Consider the following 22,388-nt stretch of genomic DNA (forward strand, 5'->3'; position numbering starts at 1 on the left):
CTGGGAACGCTGCTACGTTGCTGCTTTGAGCGGGACCGGAACGAGTTCCTGGAGCTCCTCGAAGGTGCAGCCGAACGTTTCGCGGACCGTGACGCCGTCCGGACCCGTCAGGAACACTGCCTTGTCCGTATACACGCGGGTCACGCAGCCCACCCCGGTGAGCGGGTAGGTGCAGGATTCCACGATCTTGGACGCACCTTCGCGGGTCAGGAGCGTCATCATCACGAACACGTCCTTGGCGCCGGTGGCCAGGTCCATGGCACCGCCCACGGCTGGGATAGCGTCCGGGGCCCCGGTGTGCCAGTTGGCGAGGTCGCCCGTAGCGGAGACCTGGAACGCGCCGAGTACGCAGATGTCCAGGTGGCCACCACGCATGATCGCGAACGAGTCGGCGTGGTGGAAGTAGGAGGCACCCGGGAGTTCGGTGACGGGGATCTTGCCGGCGTTGATGAGGTCGCCGTCGATCTGGTCACCCTTGGCTTCCGGGCCCATGCCCAGCATGCCGTTCTCGGTGTGGAGCGTGATGTTCTGCTCCGGCTTGAGGTAGTTGGAGACCAGGGTGGGCTGGCCGATGCCGAGGTTCACGAACGAGCCCGGGGCGATGTCCCGCGCCACGAGTTCGGCGAGTTCGTCGCGGCCCAGGGGCTTATCAGAGGTCTGGATGCTGGTCTGGATGCTCATGGTCAGGCCACCTTCACGATGCTGTTGACGTAGATTCCGGGGGTGACCACGTTTTCCGGGTCGAGGCCTCCGGTGGGGACAATCTCGGACACCTGGACCACCGTGTGCTTGGCGGCGGCGGCCATGATGGGGCCGAAGTTCCGGGCCGTTTTGCGGTAAACGAGGTTCCCCACGCCGTCGGCCTTCAGCGCCTTAATCAGAGCGACGTCGGCGCGGATGGGGGTCTCGAAGACCTGGCCTCGGCCGTCGATGATCCGGGTTTCCTTGCCTTCGGCCAGCATGGTTCCGTAACCGGTAGGCGTAAAGAAGCCGCCGATGCCCGCGCCGGCAGCACGGATCCGCTCGGCCAGGTTGCCCTGCGGCACCAGCTCCAGTTCGATTTCACCGGCCTTGTACTTGGCGTCGAAGTGCCAGGAATCAGACTGCCGCGGGAAGGAGCAGATCATCTTCTTCACTCGGCCTTCCTTGATCAGCAGCGCGAGGCCCTGGTCACCCTGGCCGGCGTTGTTGTTCACCACGGTCAGGTCCTTGGCGCCGCAGTCCATCAGGGCGTCGATCAGTTCGAACGGCTGCCCGGCGTTGCCGAACCCGCCGATCATCACGGTGGAACCGTCCTTGATGCCGGCGACGGCCTCGTTGACGGTGTCTACAAATGTCAGCATTGCTCAGCCCTTCACTGGTTCTGCCGCCGGGGCGGCGGTCACATTTTCAAGCACGACGGCGAGGCCCTGGCCGACGCCGATGCAGATCGCGGCGACGCCCCAGCGCTCCCCCGAGGCCTGCAGTGAGCGGGCGAGGGTGCCCAGGATCCGGGTCCCGGACGCGCCCAGCGGGTGGCCCATTGCGATCGCCCCGCCGTGCCGGTTCACAATTGCGGGGTCGATGCCCCAGGCGTTGATGCACGCCAGGGACTGCGCGGCGAACGCCTCGTTAAGTTCGACGGCGCCCACCTGGTCCCAGCCGATGCCCGCCTTCGCGAGGGCCTTGTTCGCCGCCTCCACCGGGGCGTAGCCGAAGAACTGCGGATCGTTGGCGTGCGCGCCCCGGCCCGCGATGCGGGCCAGCGGTTCCAGGCCCAGGATCCCGGCGGCGTTTTCGGAGCCGATCCACGCCGCCGAGGCGCCGTCGGAGAGCGGGGAGGCGTTCCCCGCGGTCACCGTGCCGTTCTCGGCCCGGAACACCGTCTTCAACCCGGCCAGCTTCTCCGCCGAGGACCCGGCGCGGATCCCTTCGTCGCGGACCAGGTCAGTGCCCGGGACCGGGGTGACGAGGTTGTCGTAGAACCCCTCGTCCCACGCCGCGGCCGAAAGGTTGTGCGAGTCCGCCGCGAACCCGTCCTGCTGCTCCCGGGTCACCCCGTACTTCTCCCGCAACCGCTCGGTGGCCTCACCCAGGGAAATCGTCCACTCCGCCGGCATGGCCTTGTTCACCAGCCGCCAGCCCAGCGTGGTGGAGGCCAGGGTCAGGTCACCTGCCGGGTAGGGCTTTTCCGTCTTCGGCAGCACCCAGGGGGCACGTGACATCGACTCGGCCCCGCCCACCAGCATCAGCTCGGCGTCCCCGGCGTTGATCTGCCGCGAGGCGATGATCGCCGCATCCAGCGAGGACCCGCAGAGCCGGTTCACCGAGGTGCCCGGGATCGAGACCGGAAGGCCAGCGAGCAGGGTGCCCATCCGGGCGATGTTCCGGTTCTCTTCCCCGGCACCGTTGGCATTGCCGAACACCACCTCGTCGATCCGCTCCGGATCCAGCCCCGGCGCCCGCTTAACGGATTCCTTGATCACGTGCGCGGCCAGATCATCCGGACGGACCCCCGCCAAACCCGAGCCGAACTTACCGAACGGGGTGCGCACAGCGTCGTACACAAAAGCCTGATTCATTTTTACTGCCCGTTTCTTTCTGTATCGATGACGGCGTTGTCCATTTCATGGAATACCTGTTGCGCTGTCTTGAAAGCCGTATTCGCCGACGGAACCCCGCAGTAGATGGCGGTCTGGAGCAGGATTTCCTTGATCTCATCCCGGCTCAGCCCGTTGGTGAGGGCGGCCCGGATGTGCATGGCCAGCTCTTCCCAATGGCCGTGCGCCACCATGGCGGTAAGGGTCACCGCGGAGCGCATCTGGCGGGTCAGGCCGGGGCGGGTCCAGATGCCGCCCCAGGCGATCCGGGTGATCATGTCCTGGAAGTCCTCGGTGAAGGCGTCCATGTTGGCGGTGGCCCGGTCCACGTGCGCATCCCCCAGCACTTCGCGGCGGACCACCATGCCGCCGTCGTAAATTTCCTTGCTGGTGGCCGCCGGCTGGACCACGCCGTGCCGTTCGGCGCCTGGGGAGGTCATTTCGCGGCTCCGCGGGATTCGCTCCAGGAGATCAGGTTCCGCAGCAGTTCCGCCACATGGGCGGGCGCCTCGGCGGGGGCCAGGTGCGCCACTCCCTCAAGTGTCACGGCGTTCGCGGTGCCGCCGCCGGCGGTGATGCCGGCCACGATCTCTTCAGCGAACGACGGCGGCACAACAGTATCTGCCGCGCCCGCCACAGCTTGGGTGGGGACGGTAATGCTGCCCAGTTCGGCCCGGACGTCATACGCGGCCAGCGCCTCACAGCAGTAGGCGTAGCTGAAGCGGTCGGCGTCGCGCAGCGAGTGCAGGAGGCGGCTGCTCAGCTCCGGATCCCGGTCCATAAAGCCGGGGGCAAACCAGCGCTCAGCCGAGCCCTGGAGCACCACTGGCGTCCCCAGCTTCCGGACGGTCTCGGCGCGCTCCAGCCAGCCTTCGGGGGTGCCGATCTTCGCGCCGGAGCACTGCACCGAGAGGCTCTTGAGCCGTTCGCCGTGCTTGATGCCCAGCTGCAGGCCGGTGGCTCCGCCGAGCGAAACACCGGCGTAGTGGAAGGCTTCACCAGGGGCGATCGAGTCCACCAGGTCCACCACGGAATCCGCCAGCGCGGCGACGTCGAACGGCTCAGTGGCTGCCGGCGAAACACCGTGGCCGGGAAGGTCCCAGGCCACGACGTCATAGTCGTTGCCCAGCAGGGACGCCGTTGCGGTCCACAGGATCGAGGAAGTGCCCAGCGAGGGTCCCAGCACCAGGAGGGGGCGTTCGCCCAGGGGTCGCTGGGGCGAAAGCAGGACTGCCTTCAGGGTTGGATTAGCCACGGTTGGCTCCGTTCGCGTTGGGGTTGGGGTTGGGGTTCACAGGTGACCCGGGGTCTGAAAAAGGTTTGGCCGGTGCAGCAAAGTCCGGGTAGGCAGCCAAGATGCGCCGGGAGATGCCGCCCGCCTGGCCGAGGTAGTTGGCCGGGTCCAGCAGTTCGTCCAGCTGTTCATCGGGCAGCCGGTCCGCCGGAGCGGCAGCGCGGAGCAGCCGGCGGTACGTGCCCGCCTGCTCTGCAGCCGGGACCTGGAGGGTCTGGTCCACCACAGCCTGGAGCTGCTCCTTGCCGGTGCGGCCGTCCTTGGCCTCCAGCAGCGGGGCCACGGCGGCACCCACACCTTCGGCCAGGAGCAGCGGGCTGGCGAGGTCCAGGTTGCGGCGCATGGCGGCCGGAAAAACCTGCAGGCCTTCGGCGAGCTCCCGGAGGTGGCCTGCTGCGCCCAGGGCAAGCTGCAGGAGCTGGCGGAGGGCCGGCCATTCCGTGTGCCAGGCACCGTCGGGGCGTTCGTCGTTGAAGTTGGCAGCAGCCAGGTGCAGCTGGGCCACCAGCTGCGGCGCCTGGAGGGCGGCACTGCGGATCAGGACGGACAGGACCGGGTTCTGTTTCTGCGGCATCGCCGAGGACACACCGCGTCCGGCGGCCCGTGGTTCGGCCAGCTCGGCGACCTCGGGCCGGCTAAGGAACAGGACATCGGCCGCGATCTTGCCGGCGGCGTCCAGCACCGTGGCCAGCGCATTACCCAGGGACGTGACGGCCAGCCGGTTGGTGTGCCACGGTGCCGGCGCTGACGCAAGCCCCAACTGCGCGGCGAGAGCGTCAGCGAGGTCAAAGGGATCTTTTGCGGCTCCCGTGGTCAGCACGGTGCCGGCGGCCAAGGTACCTGCCGCACCGCCGAACTGCACCGGGAACTCCGTGCGTTCCAGCTGCCGTCCCGCCGCGGCCAAACCGTAGAACCACTGTGCTGCCCGGAGTCCAAAGGTGAAGGGCAGGGAGTGCTGGGTCAGGCTGCGGCCCACCCCCAGCGTGTCCGCATGCTGCTCCGTCAAGGCCGCGAGCGCCGTCGTCGTGCATTTCAGGTCCGCGAGCAGCGCCTCAACGGTGTTGCGGGCGAGCAGCATGAGGGCAGTGTCCAGCACGTCCTGGCTGGTCAGCGAGGTGTGGATGGCTTTCCCGGCCCCGATGCCCGCGGTATCCAGCGCCGAAACCTGCTTCCGCAGGTCAGCGAGAAGCGGGATCACGGGATTGCCGCCGCCCTGGGCACGGAGCGCGATGTCTGCCACGTCGTAGCGGCCCGCCTCGGCAGCGGAGGCCACGACGGCGGCGGACCCGGCAGGTGCCAGATCAGCCGCCTCGAGCACCGCGGCCCAGCCCGACTCGACGGCGAGAATCGCCGCCAGCACCGCACGGTCCCCCGTCAGCACCCGCACCAGGGGCGAGGCTGACACGGGACTCAGCAGGCCGGCGTCGCCATCAGCGTCGGCTCCGTGACCCAGGGCAGCAGCCGTCACTGGAAGTCCAGGAAGACTGTTTCGCCCTCACCCTGCAGCCGGACGTCCCAGGTGAGTCCGCCGTCGGCGTCGCGGCGGGCGATCAGGGTCTTGCGCCGTTCCGGATCCAGCGAGGACAGCAGCGGGTCCTTGGCCAGCGCCTCCTCATTCTCCGGCAGGTAGATCCGGCTGAAGAGGCGGTTGGTCAGGCCGCGGGCAAAGATGGCGACGGCGATGAACGGTGCCGCGCGTTCCTCGGTGGGTCCGGGGTTGACCGTGGTGAACGTGTAGATGCCGCTGTTGCCCACGGAACTGCGGCCGAATCCTGTGAAGGTGTAGCCGTCACGGACCAGCGATCCGGTCCGGTCCACTACTTTGCCGTCGGAATCGGGCTGCCAGATTTCCAGGATGGCGTCCGGGACGGTGGCGCCGGAGCCGTCGTACACGGTGCCCTGCAGGCGGATGGAGCCGGGCGAGCCGGGGGCCAGCAGTTCGCGGTCCTTTTCGTACGGGAGGGCGTAGCCAAAGAACGGGCCAACCGTCTGGCCGGGCGTGGGGGTGAGTTTGGTCTGGTTGCTCATGTGCCTGTCCTCTGCCTATTCGCTCTGGTCGCCTGCAGTACCGAGGGCTTCGTTCTCGGTCCAGGTCCGCTTGGAACCGGTCAGGACGATGTCCCAGTTGTAGCCCAGGGCCCACTCGGGCTCGGTGAGGTTGTGATCGTAATCGGCCACCAGGCGGTCCCGCGCATCCTGGTCCACGATGGTCTGGTAGATGGGGTCCAGCGGGAAGAGCTGGTCGCCGGGGAAGTACATCTGGGTGATGATGCGCTGGGTGAACTCGGTCCCGAACAGCGAGAAGTGGATGTGCGCCGGGCGCCAGGCGTTCAGGTGGTTCTTCCAGGGGTAGGCGCCGGGCTTGATGGTGGTGAAACGGTAGGAGCCGTCCGGGCCGGTGATGCAGCGGCCCACGCCGGTGAAGTTGGGGTCCAGCGGGGCCGGGTGCTGATCGCGCTTGTGGATGTAGCGGCCGGCAGCATTGGCCTGCCAGATCTCCACCAGCTGGCCGGCGACGGGCCGGCCGTCGCCGTCGAGCACACGCCCGGCAACAATGATCCGCTCGCCCTGCGGCTCGCCGTTGTGCTGGATGGTCAGGTCCGATTCCAGGGCGTGGACGTCCTGGTGGCCGAACGCCGGCGAGTAGAGCTCGATGGTCTCCGGATCGGCGTGGTGCAGGTCCTTGGTGGGGTGCCGCAAGATGCTGCTGCGGTAAGGCGGGTAGTCCAGCCGGGGCTGGATCTCCGCCGGAGTGCCGCTCTTCAGTGCCTTAGCGTAGGCCTCCTTGATGGCATTGATCTCGTCACTGAGATCCTGCTGTGTCTCCACTGCTGCGTCCAGGGGGGCGTGCCCCGCCTTCGGTTCGGCAGCGGGTACAAGCTCGTCCGTCTCAAGCTCGGCTTTGGTTTCTTGCGTCACGGCTGGCTCCTCTCGTTCTGTTCGGTGGTGCTGTTCTGCTCTGGTTTAGTGCGGGTCAGGTGGTGCGGCTCAGGTGGTGCGGCTTAGTTGGTCGTACTGGACGGCGTGCCGCACGGGCGCGTTGGGGGCACCGTAGCCGTCGTAGGCTCCGCGGCGTTCCACCATTTCGAAGAACACGCTGCCCACGGTGGCGGTGTAGAAGTGCAGGAACTCGCCGTCGGCGTCGCGGTCATAGAGGAGGTTCAGCTCCTGCAGCGTGGCCAGGAAATCCGGGGCCAGGCCAAAACGGGCGGCCAGGTCCTCGTAGTAGTTGGCCGGAATCTGAAGGAACTCCAGTCCGCGGGCTTTGCAGTCCCGCGCGGTGGCCACCAGATCGTCCACGGCGAAGGCGATGTGTTCCTGGTACGTCCGGCGCGCGCCCGTCCCGGAGGTTGACCCAGGTCCGGTGGCGCCGTCCTGCTGCATCAGCGGCGCGAGGTTCAGCACCAGCCGCACCGAACGGTCCACCGTGAGCATGACCTGCGAGCGCACCAGCCCGGTGGGGCTGGGCACCTCGGCGAACGGCTGCGGTTCGAGCGCCAGCGCGCTGGTGTAGAACAGGACGGCTTCATCGAAGTGCTGCCAGGGCTGGGCCAGGTTGACGTGGTCAATCACGGCGGTGGCACCGGGCGGCGGCACTTCCAGGCCTTCGCCGAACTCGCGTGTCCAGGCCGCGGTGCCATCGGGGCTGCCCTGGCACAGGAAAATTTCGGTGGAATCCGGGGCTGCGAAGCCCTGGAAAATTTCCTCGTTGGCCTGTGTCTTCCGCGGTACCGCGGGGGCCTTCAGCTGTTGGGCCCGGGCGGCGGCAATCACGGGAGACTCGACGTCGAACCCCAAAGCGGCGATGGCCGGCTCGGCGTGCGCGGGAGCCTGCTCGTTGATGATCACCCGTGCGTGGCCCATGGACCAAAGCTGCACATCCTTGGTGCGGTGCCGGCCGTTGAACTCGAAGCCCAGCTGGCCCAGGACCGTTTCGAGGACTTTCGAGTCAGCGGCCCGGACCTCGGCGAAGTTGTACCCCGCCGGCTCGGCAACCTGCGGCAGTGTGGCCAGTTCCATGGGATAACGACGGCGGCCAGCGGCCTTTGGAGCTGCGGCACCACTTCCCGCGGAACCATTGCCCGCGGAATCATTGCCGGCACCGGCGGTTGCCAGGACCGGGGCGTTGGCGTCCAGCCACTTGGCGCTCTGTTCCTCGAGCCAGATGAGCGAGCGCATGGCATCAACGGCCGTGCGCTCCAGGTCCGACTGGCGGAAGACGTCGTTAAAGATCTCCAGCGACACCGGTCCGCTGTAGCCGGCCCGCACCACGTGGCCCATGAACTTGGCCAGCTCAAACTGGCCCTCGCCCGGGAACACCCGGTAATGCCGGCTCCAGGACAGTACATCCATGGAAAGCTTGGGCGCGTCGGCAACCTGAACGAAGAAGATCTTCTCCGGACTAAACGCTTCAATGGGGGCGGTGTCCCAGTTACGGGAAAGGATGTGGAACGAATCCAGGCAGGTGCCCAGGTTGGGGTGGTCCACGGCTTCCACCAGCTTGTGGGCATGCTCGTAATCGCTGACGTACTTGCCCCAGGCCAGGGCCTCATAGGCCACCTTGACCCCGTGGTCCCCCGCGAGGGCCGCCAGGCGGCCCAGCTGTTCGGTGCGCAGGCTGTCACTGTCGATGCTGGCCGTGGCCACGTTGGAGCAGACCAGGATGGTGTCCATGCCCAGGCGCGACATGAGCTTGAATTTGGCTTCGGCCCGGCGCAGGTTGGCGGCGAGGAGGTCCTCTTCCACACTGTCGAAATCGCGGAAGGGCTGGTACAGGTCCAGGGTCAGGCCGAGGTCTGCGGCCATTTTCCGGACGTCCTCCGGCGCCAGCGGCGAAGTGACCAGGTCCTGCTCGAAGATTTCTATGCCGTCAAAGCCCGCGATGGCGCAGGCCTGCATCTTCTCCTTCAGGGTGCCGGAGAGGCAGACGGTGGCAATTCCGGTGCGCATCAGGCGGCCACCTCTTCAGCGGCCACGAGCTCCAGGAAGTGGCCGCGCATGCGGTCAGCGTCGGCCGTCAGCCCGGTGAAGATGCGGAAAGCATCCGCAGCCTGGCCAACAGCCATCCGCCCGCCGTCCAGGACATCACAGCCTCTGGCTCGGGCAGTCAACACCAGTTCGGTTTCGATGGGACGGTAGACAATGTCCGCCACCCAGTGCCTCGATTCGAGCAGGTCAAGATCCAGTGGGGTTCCCGGGTGGGCGGCCATTCCTACCGGGGTGCAGTGCACCAGACCGTCGGCGAGCGGCATCAGCTGCGGCAGCTCCGCCGTCGTACGTGCTGTGACGGTACTGCCCGGGAAGAAGCCGGCCAGTTCCTCGGCGCGGGCCGCGGCGCGGGCGGGATCGACGTCCACCAGGTCCAGCGTCTTCACGCCTGCCGTGAGCAGGGCGTAGGCGACGGCGGACCCGGCACCGCCGGCGCCAAGCTGGACCACGCGGTCAAGCTTGGCGTTGGGCAGTCCGGAGGCAAGGGCGGAGGCGAAGCCGGAAAAGTCTGTGTTGTGGCCAATAAACCGGCCGTCCTCGATCACCACGGTGTTCACGGCGCCCAGCTTGAGGGCGTCCGGGGAAACCTCGTGGAGGTGCTGAAGGACCAGCTGCTTGCACGGATGGGTGATGTTCAGGCCGTTGAAGCCGAGGCTGCGGGCGCTTTTGAGCAGGTCGCCTACAGCTTCGCCGGTCAGTCCGAGCTCCAGGAGGTCGATGGGGCGGTAGAGGTAGCGCAGGCCCTGCACATCACCTTCGCGTTCGTGCATGGGCGGGGTGAGGGACGGCATTACGCCATCGCCGACCAGTCCTACGAGGTAGGACTCAGTTCGATTGCTCATCCGGGCAGCTCCTTTGGTACGGCACCTGGCGGGCGGCGTCGCACTGGGCGGACGCGGCGGGCTGGGTGATAGGGATTACAGTACAACACTTGTTCACTTCTCGCACTGTTGTTCGAGATAAGAACAAAGGACGACGGCGGCGCCTGACTACGGGTCCCCGGCCGGCGGGGCCGCCCCCTCCCGGCCGGAGCCGCGCATCACCGCTGCGGCAGGCGGGCCGCCAGCTCGGCGGCGGCTTCCTGCAGCAGGGGAACGTGCGCCAGGAGGGCCTCCATGCTGAGGCGGAAAACGGGGACGGCCGTGGCCAGCGAGGCGAAGGCGTGGCCCTGGGGATTGAGCAGCGGCACAGCCACGGCCCGCATCCCGTTCTCGTTCTCCTCATCCATGACGGCGTAGCCCTGGCGGCGCACCTTCTCCATTTCCGTGCGGAAAACTGCACGGTCGGTGATGGTGTGCTCTGTGAGCGGCGCCAGCTCAAGCTCCTCGATCAGGCTTTCGCGCTCGGCGTCATCGGCGAAAGCCACCAGGGCTTTGCCCACCGCGGTTGCGTGAAGGGCGCCCAGATGACCAGGATCGCTGGTGACGCGGAAAGTCTGCGGACCGTCCACCTTGTTCACCGTCAGGTGGTGATGGCCGTCGCGGACACTCAGGATGGTGGCCTCGCCGGTCTGCTCGGTCACCCGCCGCAGGACCGGGAGCGCAGTTCCGGCAAAACCGTGATGGTTCGATACCCGCTGGCCCAGCTGGAAGATCCGGAGGCCCAGGTGGTAGCGCCGGCCGTCCGGCTCGTAGTCCACAAATCCGCCCCGCGTCAGCGACGCCAGCAGGCGGTAGGTGGTGCTGAAGGGGAGTTCGGCGCGGCGTGAGATATCCGCGGCGCTTGCACCGCGGGGCTCGTCACCCAGGAGGACCAGCAGCCCCAGGGCCTTCCCCACCATGTCGGTACGGTCCGCCTTGGCCGCCTTCGCCTCCGACTTTTCGCCGGCACCCCCGCCATTTTCCCCGGACCCGGCCGCAGCCCCAACGGAAGCTTCGTTCGGGTCAGTACTGACGCCGTCGGCTGTTGTGGTTTGATTCACACTCATGACTCGATGTTGCCACATCGTGGGAACAATTTCTAGATGGTGATTATTTTCTTGACAGGTGACCGTCCTCACAGTCATGATTGCTGTATCGCACAAGTAGCTCCCACCATGTGGCTACTGGTCCGGGTCTTTCACTGGACTCCAGCCGCACCGCGCCAGCCAACACCGTCGGCAGTGCGGCTGCGAACCCCCGATCCATCCGCGACAATGTCGTCACATCTAAGGAACTTCATGAGCCAGACACTTCCGTCCGCCGGGCCGGGCACTGTTGCCCCGGCCGGGACGCCCAAGAAAGCAGCCCTCGCCAGCTTCCTCGGCAGCGCCGTCGAATACTACGACTTCTTCATTTTTGGCTCAGCGGCCGCCCTGATCTTCCCGACGGTCTTCTTCCCGGATGCCGGGGCCAACGCGGCCGTTATGTCCTTCGCCACCTTCGGATTCGCTTATGTGGCGCGGCCCGTCGGTGCAGTCATCCTGGGCCACTTCGGTGACCGCGTTGGCCGGCGGAAAGTCCTGATGTTCACCCTGCTGCTGATGGGCGCCTCGACGTTCCTGATCGGCTGCCTCCCCGATTTCAACACCGTGGGCTGGTGGGCTCCGGCCCTCCTGGTGCTGGCGCGCCTTTGCCAAGGCCTCTCCGCTGCAGGCGAGCAGGCCGGCGCCTCCTCCATGACGCTGGAACACGCACCGGACAACCGCCGTTCCTTCTTCACCTCCTGGACCCTCACGGGCACCCAGGGTGGCCAGATCCTCGCCGCTCTCGTCTTTATCCCCGTCCTGGCCCTCCCGGACGAGATCAAGTTCGGCATCGGCTGGCGCATCCCGTTCTGGCTCAGCGCCGTGGTGGTGCTGGTGGCCTTCTTCATCCGCCGCACCCTGCACGAACCGCCGGCTTTCGAGGAAGCGCAGAAGACCGCCCAGATCTCCAAACTCCCCGTCGCCGACCTGCTCAAGGGCCACTGGCGCGACGTCCTCCGCGTCATTGCCTGCGCCTTCATCGCCGCAGTATCCACCGTGTTCGGCACACTGGCCATCACCTATGCCAAGACCGTCGCCGGCGTTGACGGCACCACTACCCTCTGGCTCGTTGTCGGCGCCAACCTGGTGGCCCTCGGCACCCAGCCGCTGTTCGGCATGCTGGCCGACAAGATCGGCCGCAAGCCGGTCTTCATCTACGGCGCCGTAGCCAGTGCGGTCCTCACCCCCGTGTTCCTGTTGAGCCTGGAGTCAGGCAGCGTGCCCCTGATGTTCCTGGCTGCGATCGGCTTCTTCTCCTGCGGCTACGCAGCCTCGAACGCCGTCTGGCCGTCCTTCTACGCCGAGATGTTCAGCACCAAGGTCCGCTTCTCCGGCCTGGCCATCGGCACACAGCTGGGCTTCCTGATGGCAGGATTCGCACCGGCCATCGTTGCAGCCATGGGTGGCATCCGGCCCGGCGGCTGGGTCCAGATCAGCATCTTCACCGCCGTGATCTGCGGTATCTCAGCAATCTCCGCCCTCACCGCCAAGGAAACCTTCAAGGTCCCCACCAAGCAGCTCGGCCTCAAGTAGATCCTGTGGGGGACGGCTGCCCGCTCGTTCCTCCCCGGTTTTCCTCCCCGGTTGCTTGACCGGTTGCTTTACCGGAATGCCCGGCGCGTCCACGGACGCGCCGGGCTTTTCCGTGTTTTTGCTCGGACCGGGGAGGCTTTCCGTGTCCGGCGGGACCAAAGCAGCTGGAGCGTCATGTAGCAACGCGCGGCTGTCCGGCAGCCCACAACACCGCAGGGAAAGCAGAGGCCCCGGGGAAAGTGGAAGAGTACGACGGCGGACGGCCAGCAAGTGCCAAACGCTCGCCTTTTCGCTGGCGCTCGGCTCTTCCCTCTCCCCTCGGCTTTCCACTCGCCCAGCCGTTCTGCCGGGCGAATTCCGGTCTTCGGGCCGGGGCCCGCATCCCGAAGCGTTAATGTCAGACCCACCTGTGATGATGAATTCATGGGAACAAGCGCGGTGGTGGCGGGGGCTTTGGCGGCGATCAATGCCGGCTTCGCTGTGCTTGCCGCCGTGGTCACCGAGGCCCGTGTGGGAGCGGATTCCGGGACGGTTTCCCTTGCGGATGCCGGGACGGATTCCGGCTTGGATTCCGGTGCTGATCCGGCGGCTTGCCTGGCCGAGGATTGCCTGGAGATCCTCGCCGGGATCGCGGGATCGGAGCCCCGGTTGGCCGCTGTGAAGGCTCTCGCTGCCGCGAAATACGTGGAAACCGCGGCGTTGATCGCTGGTCCCTGCACCGCGCCCGGGGACGCTGCAGGGCAGGAAATGGCGGTCCGGGCAGAAATCGCCTGCGTCCTGACCATCGGCGAGCGTGCCGCCGGTGCCCTGCTGGGCCAGGCACAGATGCTCACCACCGCCCTGCCGCTGACCCTGGCCGCCCTCCAGGCAGGGACCATCTCCTGGCAGCACGCCCGGGTCATGGTGGACGAAGCCGCCACCCTTGACCCCCAAGGTGCTGCCGGGCTGGAAGCACACTTCCTGGACCCCGGCCCGGACACCCCGGACCGGGCCCGGGCCTGCCCTGCAGGACAAATGCCGGCGTTCCGGTTCCGGGCCAAGGCCCGGACCTGGCGCGAACGCCACCACACCGAGAGCATCGAGGAACGCCACGCCAAGGCCGTCCTGGACCGCAGGGTCGAATACACCCCGGACCAGGACGGGATGGCCTGGATCTCCGCCCACCTCCCGGCCCACCAGGCCGCAGCGATCTGGAACCGGACCACCGCCATCTCCCGCGGCCTGCAGGGCCCCGGGGAATCCCGCACCCTCACCCAACTCCGCGCCGACACGTTCGCCGCCGCACTCCTGACCACCGGCACCCCGCACACCACCGGCACCCCGCACACCACCGTGAAAGCGTCCGGCACCTGGGAAGAGTCCGGCACCGGGGAAGGCCATGATCCCGGCAAGGTCCCCACCCCGCGGGCGCAGGTCCTGGTCACGGTGTCGGTGTTCGCCCTGCTCGGTGCCACCGATGAACCCGCGATGCTCGACGGGTACGGGCCGATCCCGGCCTCGATGGCCAGGGAACTGGTCGCCAACGGGGCCGAGTCCTTCTACCGGGTCCTGGTTGATCCCCGGGACGGGGCACCGCTGGAGATCGGCCGGACCAGCTACCGGCTCACCAAAGCCATGAAACATGCCCTTCACCTCCGGGACGGCAAATGCACCTTCCCCGGCTGCAACAACCAATCTCTGGACAACGACACCGACCACCTCATCGCCTGGGCCCACGGCGGAACCACAGGCATCAGCAACCTCGCCCAGCTCTGCCCCAAACACCACCACCTCAAACACGGCACCGGCTGGACACCCACCACCGCCGCCAGAAACCAACCACCTGGCTGGACCTCACCCACCGGCCGGCGCTACAAAGCCGAACCCCACGACTGGGAACCACCCCACTGGCCCCAACAACCCCAACAAGAACAGGGCCCCGGTCCCGGCCATCCCGACTTCATCCAGGTGGGCCTCTCCCTCGGAGAAGACGGAATCGAACGGTTCCTCCACACCGCCAGCTGAAGGATCACTCACGCCCGGGCGTCCGTCCCGGGGAGTCCGGGCCTTTAGCCGCGGCGGCTGGCCGGACTGCCTGCTCTGGCCGGCCTGCCTACACTTGCCCCGACTGGCAGGGCTGACGCCCCCCGCGCCTACTGTTGGCCGGTCTGCAGCACGGAAGCCAGGTCGAAATTAACAGGTTCCTCGAGCTGGGCGTAGGTGCAGGATTCCGGGTCACGGTCCGGACGCCAGCGGTTGAACTGGGCTGTGTGGCGGAACCTCTCGCCCTCCATATGGTCGTACCTGACCTCCACCACCAGGTCAGGCCGCAGCGGAACAAAGGACAGGTCCTTCCCTGCGCTCCACCTGCTGCCCTCGGCCTTCCGGGGCGTCCGTTCGCCTTCCTCCTGCTTCGCCCAGGCCCAGGGATGTTCGTCAAAATCCGTAACCAGCGGCTGGAGCTGTTCGAACAATTCCTGACGGCGTTTCATCGGGAAGGCGCCGATCACCCCCACGCTGGCCAAGGCGCCGTCGTCCTTGTACAACCCGAGCAGCAGCGAGCCGATCGCGTCCGGACCGCTCTTGTGCACCCGGTAACCGGCCACCACGCAGTCAGCAGTGCGCTCATGCTTAATCTTGAACATCACCCGCTTGTCCGGCTGATAGCTGCCGCCAACAGGCTTGGCCACGATCCCGTCCAGGCCCGCGCCCTCGAATTGCTGGAACCACTGTTCGGCGAGTTCCTTGTCCCGGGTGGCGGCGGTGAGATGGACGGGTGCCTTGCTGGCGGCGAGCGCCTCCTCCAGTGCCGCGCGGCGCTCGGAGAAGGGGCGGCCGGTGTAGTCGTCGTCGCCCAGGGCCAGCAGGTCGAACGCTACAAACTTGGCCGGGGTCTGTTCCGCCAGAAGTTTGACCCGGCTCGCGGCCGGGTGGATGCGCTGCTGGAGGGCATCGAAGTCCAGCCGGTCCCCTGCGGCGCCCACCAGGACGATTTCGCCGTCCACCACGCAGCGCGGCGGCAGGTTCTCCTTCAGGGCCTCCACCAGCTCAGGGAAATATCTGGTCATGGGTTTCTCGTTGCGGCTGCCGATCTCCACCTCATCCCCGTCGCGGAAAATGATGGACCGGAAGCCGTCCCACTTTGGTTCGTAGCTCAGGTCGCCGTCCGGCACACCGCTGACGGATTTGGCGAGCATGGGCGAAACGGGAGGCATCACGGGAAGGTCCATAGTGCCCATTCTTGCCCGGCCACGGCGGCGGCGAAAGGCCTTCGGCGGCAAAAGCCCAGTTGAGGGCCTCGACACTGCCCACTGCGGGACGGTAGACCTTAACGATGCCCACTATCGGATTTCACGCTTCCCATGAACAGATCAGTCCCGGACAGCTGCTCAAGGACGTCCAGCACGCCGAGCAGGCCGGCTTTGACGCCGCCATGTGCTCGGACCACATCGAGCCGTGGTCGGCCAGGCAGGGGCATTCAGGTTTCGCCTGGTCCTGGCTGGGCGCCGCGCTGGCCACAACGTCTTTGAAACTCGGTGTGGTGACGGCCCCCGGCCAGCGTTACCACCCGGCCATCATTGCCCACGCCTCGGCCACCTTGGCCAGCATGTTCCCTGGCCGGTTCTGGCTGGCCCCGGGAAGCGGCGAGAACATGAACGAGCACGTCACCGGCGATGCCTGGCCGCCCAAGGAAACCCGGCAGCAGCGGCTTGAGGAGTGCGTGGAGATCATTCGGCGGCTGCACCGCGGCGAGGAAGTGACCCATCACGGGCTGGTGACCGTGGAGCAGGCCCGGATCTGGGATGTCCCGGAGCCTGCCCCGCAGCTGATCGCGCCGGCCATCAGCGTGGACACCGCGCGCCGTGCGGCGGGCTGGGCGGACGGTCTGGTGACGGTGAACCAGCCTGCAGAAAAGCTGACGGACATGCTGGCCGCCTACCGGGAGCACAGCGGCAAGGGCAAGGCGGTGCTGCAGGTCCACTTGTCGTGGGCTCCGCGGGAACAGGACGCCGTGGCATTCGCGATGGACCAGTGGCGCACCAACACCTTCGCCCCGCCCGTCCCGTGGGATCTCCCCACGGCGGGACATTTCGACGCCGTCAGTGCCCACATCGGCGAGGATCAGGTCCGCAAAGCCGTGAACGTCTCGGCCAGCCTGCAGCAGCATGCCGAGTGGCTTGCCGGCTACGCGGACCTCGGCTTCGATGAGCTGTACCTGCATTTCGTGGGGCAGGACCAGACCCCGTTCATTGACGCCTTTGCGGCCGATGTCCTGCCGCAGCTGCGCCCCAAACCTCCGCTGGGGTCACCCGCGCTGGAATCCCCAGCACTTGCGTCACCCGCGCTGGAGTCACCCGTCAAGGAGACCACCCCATGAGAATCGCTGAAACGTCGGACCTCTGGTGGAAGAACGCCGTCATCTACTGCCTGGACCCGGAAACCTTTTTCGACGACGACGGCGACGGCACCGGGGACTTCGCCGGTCTCACCCAGCGCGTGGACTACCTCGCAGCCCTGGGCGTCACCTGCATCTGGCTGATGCCGTTCTACCCGTCCCCGGACCGGGACGACGGCTACGACATCACCGACATGTACGGCGTGGATCCCCGCCTCGGAACGCTGGGGGACGTGGTTGAGTTCATCCGCACCGCAAAGGACCGGGGCATGCGGGTGATCGCGGACTTCGTCATCAACCACACCTCGGACAAGCACCCCTGGTTCAAGGAATCCCAAAAGTCCGTGGACAACCCCTACCGCGATTACTACGTGTGGCGTAAGGACACTCCCCCGGACACGTCCGAACAGGTGGTGTTCCCGGGCGAGGAAACGTCCATCTGGACGCAGGACAAGGCCACCGGCGAGTGGTACCTGCACATGTTCGCCAAGCACCAGCCGGACCTGAACGTGGCCAACCCGAAGGTCCGGGACGAGATCGCCAAGTCCATGGGTTTCTGGCTGCAGATGGGGCTTGATGGTTTCCGGCTGGATGCGGTTCCGTTCTTCCTGGAACTGCAGGGCGTATCCAAGGATGATGCGGCGAAGATCGATCCGCACGACTACCTGGCCGCCCTGCGCAGCTTCCTGAACCGGCGCAGCGGGAGCGCAGTGCTCCTGGGCGAGGTCAACCTCCCGTACAAGGAGCAAGTGAAGTACTTCGGCGGGCAAGAGGGCAACGAGCTGAACATGCAGTTCGACTTCCTGACCATGCAGAACCTGTACCTCTCCCTGGCCAGGGAGGATGCCCGCCCGTTGGCCAAAACCCTCGCCGGCCGGCCCGCCATCCATCCGGATAACCAGTGGGCAATGTTCGTCCGCAACCACGACGAACTGACGCTGGACAAGCTCACCGACGACGAGCGTGAGGAAGTATTCGCGGCATTCGGCCCGGACCCGGACATGCAGATGTACGGACGGGGCCTCCGGCGCCGCCTCCCGCCGATGCTCGACGGCGATCCCGCCCGGCTGCGCATGGTCTACTCGCTGATGTTCTGCCTGCCCGGGACACCTGTCCTTTTCTACGGCGAGGAAATCGGCATGGGTGAAGATCTCCGCGCGGAAGGCCGCTCGGCCGTTCGTTCGCCGATGCAGTGGAATGAAACGGACAACGGCGGATTCTCCACCGCACCCGCGGACAAGTTGGTGGCGCAGGTCGTGGAAGGCTACTTCGGGCCGAAGAACATCAACGCAGCGCAGGCCGTGAGGGACCCCGATTCCCTATGGAATTTCATCGCCACGCTCATCCGGCGCTACCGGGAGAGCCCCGAGCTCAGCTGGGGCGACTTCGAACTCATCAAGCAGCCAGATCCGGGGGTCCTCCTGCACAGCTGCACGCGCGCCGGGTCAACAATGGTCCTGGCCCACAACCTGGCCGCCCAGCCGGCCGCGGTCACAGCGAAGGTCTCCTCGCCGGAAAATCCCAATGAGACGTTCGGCGGCGCCATCCTGCTGGATCTGCTCGACGGCGGCAATGTGCCGTTGGAGGCCGACGGCGGTTTCACCGTTGAGTTGGGCCGTTACGGCTACCGCTGGTTCAGGATCCAGCGGCCGGGGGACCGGCGCATCTGAAAGATGCCGCATCTCAAAGGATCGACGCATCTGAAAGGATCGACGCATGGGCACAATGCAGCACTCCAGCAAACTCCAGCACGTCCGGTACGAACTGCTGGGGCCGATTTCCCAGGCTGCCAAGAAGTTGGAGGCCGAAGGGCACCGGATTCTGAAAATGAATCTCGGGGACACCGCACCCTTCGGACTGGAAGCTCCCGAATCGGTGGTGGTGGACATGATTCATCATCTACGGGGCGCCCAGGGCTACAGCGATCCCAAAGGCATTTTCTCGGCCCGCACCGCCATCTCGCAGCACTACCAGAACCGCGGCCTGATGCAGATCGGCGTCGAGGATATCTTCATCGGCAACGGTGTGAGCGAGCTGATCTCCATGTGCCTGCAGGCGTTCATGGAAAACGACGATGAGATCCTCGTCCCCGCCCCGGACTACCCGCTGTGGACAGCCGCCGTGAGGCTCACAGGGGGCAAACCGGTGCACTACCTGTGCGACGAGGCAGAGCAGTGGTGGCCGGACATGGCCGACGTCGAGGCAAAGATCACCCGGCGCACCAAAGGCATTGTGATTATCAATCCGAACAACCCCACGGGTGCCGTGTACCCGCGGCACATCCTGGAGCAGTTCGCGGCCCTGGCCCGCAAGCACAACCTTGTCCTGTTCTCCGACGAGATCTACGAGAAGGTCCTCTACGAGGAGGCGCAGCACATCCATACGGCGGCAGTAGCGGAAGACGTCTGCTGCCTGACCTTCAGCGGGCTGTCGAAGGCCTACCGCATGCCCGGGTACCGGGCGGGCTGGGTGGCCGTCACCGGACCAATGGCGGCCACGGCGAACTACCGGGAAGGGCTGGAACTGCTTGCATCGCTGCGGCTGTGCGCGAACGTCCCCGCCCAGCATGCAATCCAGACCTGCCTTGGCGGTTACCAAAGCATCGATGCTCTGGTCCGGCCCGGCGGCAGGCTGCGGGAACAGCGCGACCTCGCCTTCAACCTGCTGACGGCAATCCCCGGCGTCACGTGTGTCCCCGCCGCAGGTGCCATGTACCTCTTTCCCCGCCTCGATCCTGAGCTTTACCCGATCCGGAGCGATGAGGAATTTGTCCTTGATCTCCTCCGGGACCAAAAGATCCTCGTCTCGCACGGATCCGCCTTCAACTGGCCTGCGCCTGACCACTTCCGCTTCGTCATTCTTCCCACCGTGCTGGAAATCGAGGAGGCGGTCCGCAGGATCTCGACGTTCCTGGCCGCCTACCGCACCCGATCGGCGGCCAAAGCGCAACGGCCCGGCAACACTTCGGCCGGAGAACTAACCGGCCCCTAACGCTGAGGAAACGCGGCCGCAACATTGCCCCGCCACACTGGAAGAGCCGGCAAGCGCAGGCACCAGCTCCAGCCAGGAGGCCCCCATGTTGAAGGAAGCCAGAACCCATGTGACACGAGTCCGCGCCCTGGACCAGCTCCACCGAGGCGACGAAATCGAGGCGCGGCTGTCCGTCGGCCCCAGCTACGACGATGTGGTCATCCGGCGCGGCAGCGTCCAGGAAACCGCACCGGGCATCGGAGTGGTGTGGATCATGGACCACCACACGGGAATGCGCAAGGCAATCAACACCGAGGAATGCCGGATCTGGCGAATCGCCTGACCCGGCTTCTCAAGCAACATTTCAAGCACAGGCAGTGACAGTCAGCGGCGCTGGCCATAGCGGGTGTAGTCAGTAAGGACTGCCCGCCGGCCAGCGCCAGCAGCCAGCAGCTAGCAGAAAATCGTTCCTGCCTCCTGCTTTTACTCTGGATCCGGCCGTGACAGTGAATGCAGCCAGCCACTGAGGTGAAAAACTCCGTCGCGCCGGGACCACTGACGAACAGGTCCGCCATGTGGGGCGACTGGTCCAGCAACGCGCACGAGTCCCGCCACGATGCCTGCTCACGCCGCCAGTTGGTGAACTCCGGGGTGACGGGAAAAGTGAAGGGCCGGGACCTGGCATTGCGCAACACCTCAACGGCACTGCCCTGCTGATCGATCGCGGACTGCAGGCCCTGGTTGGCCATGGCAATTCCCTCCTGTGGAATCCAGAACGGCAACGTTGCCGTCAGTTGTCCCCCCGCCACCTATCCCCCTGCCACCGACTGGATGATGAGCACCTCCTGGCCCGGAGCCACTTCAGTGTCCAGGCCTTGGAGCCGCCGCACTTCGTCGCCGTCCACGTAGATATTTACGAACCGCCGAAGTGCGCCGGTTTCATCCCGCAGGCGCCTGCCCAGCACCGGGTATCCTCCCGTGACCGCATCCAGTAGCGAAGCCACGGTCAGCGGCCCGGGGGCGGGAGCCGTCAGCACCGGCTGCCCGCCGGCCAGAGGCTGGAGGATGCTGGGCAGCACCACACTGATCTCAGGCACCGCTGACAGTTGCCCCTGAGAGTACGGCGGCCCGGACACACAGGACGTCCGGCAAGTGCGAAGCCACCTCGCGGAAGGTCTCCCCCTCATCGGCACTGGCGAATACCGTACCGCCGCGTGTGCCGAAGTAGACCCCTGCCGGTTCAGCCGTATCCACCGCGGCGGCGTCGCGCAGGACGCTGTTGTATTCGTGCCCTGGCAGTCCCGTGTCCAGCCTCTTCCAGGTACCGCCGGCGTCGTCCGTGCGGTGCACGGCAAGCTTTCCGTCAGGCGGGATCCGCTCGCCGTCGGCCTTCAGCGGGACAACCCATGCCGTTCCTTCGCGGCGCGGATGGGTCAGCATCACAAACCCGAAATCGGCCGGCAGGCCTTCTGCGATGGAGTTCCAGTTTTCCCCGTCATCGTCTGTGCGGTAGACGCCGTGGTGGTTCTGCGCGTAGAGCCGGCCGTCGACGGCGGCGTCGGCGGCAATTTTGTGGACGCACTGGCCGAATTCGGGGTTGGGATCCGGCATGAAGTAGGCCGAGATCCCCTTATTCCTGGGCTCCCAAGAGGTTCCGCCGTCGAGCGAGCGGTACACCCCGCCAGTGCTCATGGCGATGTGCACCTTGTCTCCGGTGGGGCTCACCACGATGGAATGGGCTGCGGCGCCGCCATAGCCGGCACCCCATTCGGTGCGGTGCGGGTGGTCCCAGAGCCCGCGGTTGAGCTCGAAGTGCTCGCCGCCGTCAGTCGACTTCCAGACGGAGATGGGTTCGGCTCCGGCCCAGACGACGCCGGGCCGCGACTCTGTGTCCGGGTAGATCTGCCAGATTCGTTCCACCGCAGCCCCGGTGCCCTCCGGAAAGGTGATTGCCCCGTGTTCCGGTTCGGACCATGTAGCACCCAGGTCATCGGAATGGGCAACTGTGGGTCCCCAGTGCTCGGATCTGACGCCCACCATGATCCGCGTGCGGCCGTCCCGGGTATCAATGGCGATGCTGGGGATTTCAGCCATCAGGAAATGCGGGCCGGAAAAGGACCACTGCTGCCTGTCCTGGCTCGTGGCCAGCCACAGGCCTTTTTTGGTCCCAATTGCTAAGACAAAACTCTCTGCGGTTGCCATGCACCCCATGCAACCACCGCGCACGGGCAGCCGCAACGCTTTTCTTCGCTATGTGGAGTGGCAGCGTGCAGCGGGGTGCCCTTGGCAGGGGCCAGCGGCTTCCCCTTAATCCACGAACTCGGACTGCGTCTCGATAAAATCCCAGTCAGCCTCGGTGAGGACCGCGACGGGCGTGCCCGGGTGGGGTCCACCGGCTTCGGCTATGCCCTGCAGGACAGGGAGCGGCAATTCCTCCGCCCGGAGATTCTCCCGCAGCCATTCCTTGCTTTCCAGGTTAAGATCCAGCCACCACATGAAGATTTCCATGACCCTCACGCACCTTTCATATGTTCCAACGTTAGGCTTGGGCCTCCCATCGTTCAAGGGGCCCTGAATCCGAGTAGCGCAATCCCTTTTCCGGGTACAGGCAGGTATCGCCGCAGGTCAACGCCATTCAAAGACGAGTACCCCCTACTCGCGACCCCGCAGCACCCGCACCCCTAGCCTGAAGTCATAAGCAAG

The 22,388-nt window shown here is 66.3% G+C and carries 22 protein-coding genes; 7 read left to right on the forward strand and 15 right to left on the reverse strand.

Annotated features, from left to right (window positions below):
• Positions 1-12 precede the first annotated feature (12 nt).
• The 11 genes from ACP7AX_RS16775 to ACP7AX_RS16825 form a co-directional block, all read right to left on the reverse strand.
• Positions 13-681, reverse strand: a complete 669-nt coding sequence (locus ACP7AX_RS16775; RefSeq protein WP_426228000.1) for a 3-oxoacid CoA-transferase subunit B — start codon at positions 679-681, stop codon at positions 13-15.
• 2 nt (positions 682-683) lie between these two features.
• Complete coding sequence (locus tag ACP7AX_RS16780; protein WP_426228002.1) at positions 684-1,343, reverse strand: 3-oxoacid CoA-transferase subunit A; 660 nt, start codon at positions 1,341-1,343, stop codon at positions 684-686.
• 3 nt (positions 1,344-1,346) lie between these two features.
• Positions 1,347-2,561, reverse strand: coding sequence for a thiolase family protein (locus ACP7AX_RS16785; protein ID WP_426228004.1), 1,215 nt, complete (start codon positions 2,559-2,561; stop codon positions 1,347-1,349).
• Between the two features lie 2 nt (positions 2,562-2,563).
• Positions 2,564-3,019, reverse strand: coding sequence for a 4-carboxymuconolactone decarboxylase (gene pcaC / locus ACP7AX_RS16790; protein WP_426228006.1), 456 nt, complete (start codon positions 3,017-3,019; stop codon positions 2,564-2,566).
• Positions 3,016-3,834 (reverse strand): alpha/beta fold hydrolase, encoded by an 819-nt coding sequence (locus ACP7AX_RS16795; RefSeq protein WP_426228008.1) that lies wholly within the window; start codon positions 3,832-3,834, stop codon positions 3,016-3,018. The genes pcaC and ACP7AX_RS16795 overlap by 4 nt, the downstream gene beginning before the upstream one ends.
• Positions 3,827-5,341 carry a lyase family protein gene (locus ACP7AX_RS16800; protein WP_426228010.1) on the reverse strand — a complete coding sequence of 505 codons (1,515 nt, stop codon included), beginning with the start codon at positions 5,339-5,341 and terminating at the stop codon, positions 3,827-3,829. The genes ACP7AX_RS16795 and ACP7AX_RS16800 overlap by 8 nt, the downstream gene beginning before the upstream one ends.
• A complete protein-coding gene (gene pcaG / locus ACP7AX_RS16805) occupies positions 5,338-5,901 on the reverse strand; it encodes a protocatechuate 3,4-dioxygenase subunit alpha (protein ID WP_426228012.1) in 564 nt (187 codons plus the stop codon). The genes ACP7AX_RS16800 and pcaG overlap by 4 nt, the downstream gene beginning before the upstream one ends.
• A gap of 15 nt (positions 5,902-5,916) precedes the next feature.
• The gene (pcaH, locus tag ACP7AX_RS16810; protein WP_131683455.1) at positions 5,917-6,792 is read right to left on the reverse strand and encodes a protocatechuate 3,4-dioxygenase subunit beta; all 876 of its coding nucleotides are present in this window, start codon (positions 6,790-6,792) and stop codon (positions 5,917-5,919) included.
• 69 nt (positions 6,793-6,861) lie between these two features.
• The gene (locus ACP7AX_RS16815) at positions 6,862-8,823 is read right to left on the reverse strand and encodes a bifunctional sugar phosphate isomerase/epimerase/4-hydroxyphenylpyruvate dioxygenase family protein (protein ID WP_426228014.1); all 1,962 of its coding nucleotides are present in this window, start codon (positions 8,821-8,823) and stop codon (positions 6,862-6,864) included.
• Positions 8,823-9,704 carry a shikimate dehydrogenase gene (locus ACP7AX_RS16820; RefSeq protein WP_131683457.1) on the reverse strand — a complete coding sequence of 294 codons (882 nt, stop codon included), beginning with the start codon at positions 9,702-9,704 and terminating at the stop codon, positions 8,823-8,825. Before ACP7AX_RS16820 ends, ACP7AX_RS16815 begins: the two co-directional genes overlap by 1 nt.
• 197 nt (positions 9,705-9,901) lie before the next feature.
• Positions 9,902-10,642, reverse strand: coding sequence for an IclR family transcriptional regulator (locus ACP7AX_RS16825; protein ID WP_426228050.1), 741 nt, complete (start codon positions 10,640-10,642; stop codon positions 9,902-9,904).
• A 378-nt stretch (positions 10,643-11,020) separates the two neighbouring features.
• Between ACP7AX_RS16825 and ACP7AX_RS16830 the strand changes: the two genes are divergently transcribed.
• Positions 11,021-12,340, forward strand: coding sequence for an MFS transporter (locus tag ACP7AX_RS16830; protein WP_131683458.1), 1,320 nt, complete (start codon positions 11,021-11,023; stop codon positions 12,338-12,340).
• 423 nt (positions 12,341-12,763) lie between these two features.
• A complete protein-coding gene (locus ACP7AX_RS16835; RefSeq protein WP_426228017.1) occupies positions 12,764-14,344 on the forward strand; it encodes a DUF222 domain-containing protein in 1,581 nt (526 codons plus the stop codon).
• A gap of 128 nt (positions 14,345-14,472) precedes the next feature.
• Here the strand turns inward: ACP7AX_RS16835 and ACP7AX_RS16840 are convergent, their stop codons facing one another.
• Positions 14,473-15,549 (reverse strand): ATP-dependent DNA ligase, encoded by a 1,077-nt coding sequence (locus tag ACP7AX_RS16840; protein WP_426228019.1) that lies wholly within the window; start codon positions 15,547-15,549, stop codon positions 14,473-14,475.
• Between the two features lie 104 nt (positions 15,550-15,653).
• Here ACP7AX_RS16840 and ACP7AX_RS16845 point away from each other — a divergent pair, with 104 nt between their 5' ends.
• The 5 genes from ACP7AX_RS16845 (at position 15,654) to ACP7AX_RS16865 (ending at position 20,402) form a co-directional block, all read left to right on the forward strand.
• On the forward strand, positions 15,654-16,697 hold the full coding sequence (locus tag ACP7AX_RS16845) for a TIGR03885 family FMN-dependent LLM class oxidoreductase (RefSeq protein WP_426228021.1): 1,044 nt from the start codon (positions 15,654-15,656) through the stop codon (positions 16,695-16,697).
• Positions 16,694-18,385 carry an alpha-amylase family protein gene (locus ACP7AX_RS16850; protein WP_426228023.1) on the forward strand — a complete coding sequence of 564 codons (1,692 nt, stop codon included), beginning with the start codon at positions 16,694-16,696 and terminating at the stop codon, positions 18,383-18,385. The genes ACP7AX_RS16845 and ACP7AX_RS16850 overlap by 4 nt, the downstream gene beginning before the upstream one ends.
• A gap of 46 nt (positions 18,386-18,431) precedes the next feature.
• Complete coding sequence (locus tag ACP7AX_RS16855) at positions 18,432-19,706, forward strand: pyridoxal phosphate-dependent aminotransferase (RefSeq protein ID WP_426228025.1); 1,275 nt, start codon at positions 18,432-18,434, stop codon at positions 19,704-19,706.
• 85 nt (positions 19,707-19,791) lie between these two features.
• Positions 19,792-20,028, forward strand: a complete 237-nt coding sequence (locus ACP7AX_RS16860; protein ID WP_108600514.1) for a hypothetical protein — start codon at positions 19,792-19,794, stop codon at positions 20,026-20,028.
• Between the two features lie 185 nt (positions 20,029-20,213).
• Positions 20,214-20,402 (forward strand): hypothetical protein, encoded by a 189-nt coding sequence (locus ACP7AX_RS16865; RefSeq protein ID WP_426228027.1) that lies wholly within the window; start codon positions 20,214-20,216, stop codon positions 20,400-20,402.
• Between the two features lie 92 nt (positions 20,403-20,494).
• Here ACP7AX_RS16865 and ACP7AX_RS16870 read toward each other — a convergent pair whose 3' ends face one another.
• The 3 genes from ACP7AX_RS16870 to ACP7AX_RS16880 form a co-directional block, all read right to left on the reverse strand.
• A complete protein-coding gene (locus tag ACP7AX_RS16870; RefSeq protein WP_426228029.1) occupies positions 20,495-20,782 on the reverse strand; it encodes a MoaD/ThiS family protein in 288 nt (95 codons plus the stop codon).
• Complete coding sequence (locus tag ACP7AX_RS16875) at positions 20,775-21,896, reverse strand: WD40/YVTN/BNR-like repeat-containing protein (protein WP_426228031.1); 1,122 nt, start codon at positions 21,894-21,896, stop codon at positions 20,775-20,777. Before ACP7AX_RS16875 ends, ACP7AX_RS16870 begins: the two co-directional genes overlap by 8 nt.
• A gap of 96 nt (positions 21,897-21,992) precedes the next feature.
• Positions 21,993-22,193, reverse strand: a complete 201-nt coding sequence (locus ACP7AX_RS16880; protein ID WP_131683467.1) for a hypothetical protein — start codon at positions 22,191-22,193, stop codon at positions 21,993-21,995.
• Positions 22,194-22,388: the final 195 nt, after the last annotated feature.

This window comes from Pseudarthrobacter sp. DSP2-3-2b1, from assembly GCF_049895945.1.
GTDB lineage: Bacteria > Actinomycetota > Actinomycetes > Actinomycetales > Micrococcaceae > Arthrobacter.

Coding starts and splice junctions, on each gene's coding strand:
- ACP7AX_RS16775 (WP_426228000.1), bottom strand. CDS start 681: ATGAGCATCCAGACCAGCATCCAGACCTCTGATAAGCCCCTGGGCCGC.
- ACP7AX_RS16780 (WP_426228002.1), bottom strand. CDS start 1,343: ATGCTGACATTTGTAGACACCGTCAACGAGGCCGTCGCCGGCATCAAG.
- ACP7AX_RS16785 (WP_426228004.1), bottom strand. CDS start 2,561: ATGAATCAGGCTTTTGTGTACGACGCTGTGCGCACCCCGTTCGGTAAG.
- pcaC (WP_426228006.1), bottom strand. CDS start 3,019: ATGACCTCCCCAGGCGCCGAACGGCACGGCGTGGTCCAGCCGGCGGCC.
- pcaG (WP_426228012.1), bottom strand. CDS start 5,901: ATGAGCAACCAGACCAAACTCACCCCCACGCCCGGCCAGACGGTTGGC.
- ACP7AX_RS16815 (WP_426228014.1), bottom strand. CDS start 8,823: ATGCGCACCGGAATTGCCACCGTCTGCCTCTCCGGCACCCTGAAGGAG.
- ACP7AX_RS16820 (WP_131683457.1), bottom strand. CDS start 9,704: ATGAGCAATCGAACTGAGTCCTACCTCGTAGGACTGGTCGGCGATGGC.
- ACP7AX_RS16825 (WP_426228050.1), bottom strand. CDS start 10,642: ATGGTGGGGAAGGCCCTGGGGCTGCTGGTCCTCCTGGGTGACGAGCCC.
- ACP7AX_RS16830 (WP_131683458.1), top strand. CDS start 11,021: ATGAGCCAGACACTTCCGTCCGCCGGGCCGGGCACTGTTGCCCCGGCC.
- ACP7AX_RS16835 (WP_426228017.1), top strand. CDS start 12,764: ATGGGAACAAGCGCGGTGGTGGCGGGGGCTTTGGCGGCGATCAATGCC.
- ACP7AX_RS16840 (WP_426228019.1), bottom strand. CDS start 15,549: ATGGACCTTCCCGTGATGCCTCCCGTTTCGCCCATGCTCGCCAAATCC.
- ACP7AX_RS16845 (WP_426228021.1), top strand. CDS start 15,654: ATGCCCACTATCGGATTTCACGCTTCCCATGAACAGATCAGTCCCGGA.
- ACP7AX_RS16850 (WP_426228023.1), top strand. CDS start 16,694: ATGAGAATCGCTGAAACGTCGGACCTCTGGTGGAAGAACGCCGTCATC.
- ACP7AX_RS16855 (WP_426228025.1), top strand. CDS start 18,432: ATGGGCACAATGCAGCACTCCAGCAAACTCCAGCACGTCCGGTACGAA.
- ACP7AX_RS16860 (WP_108600514.1), top strand. CDS start 19,792: ATGTTGAAGGAAGCCAGAACCCATGTGACACGAGTCCGCGCCCTGGAC.
- ACP7AX_RS16875 (WP_426228031.1), bottom strand. CDS start 21,896: ATGGGGTGCATGGCAACCGCAGAGAGTTTTGTCTTAGCAATTGGGACC.
- ACP7AX_RS16880 (WP_131683467.1), bottom strand. CDS start 22,193: ATGGAAATCTTCATGTGGTGGCTGGATCTTAACCTGGAAAGCAAGGAA.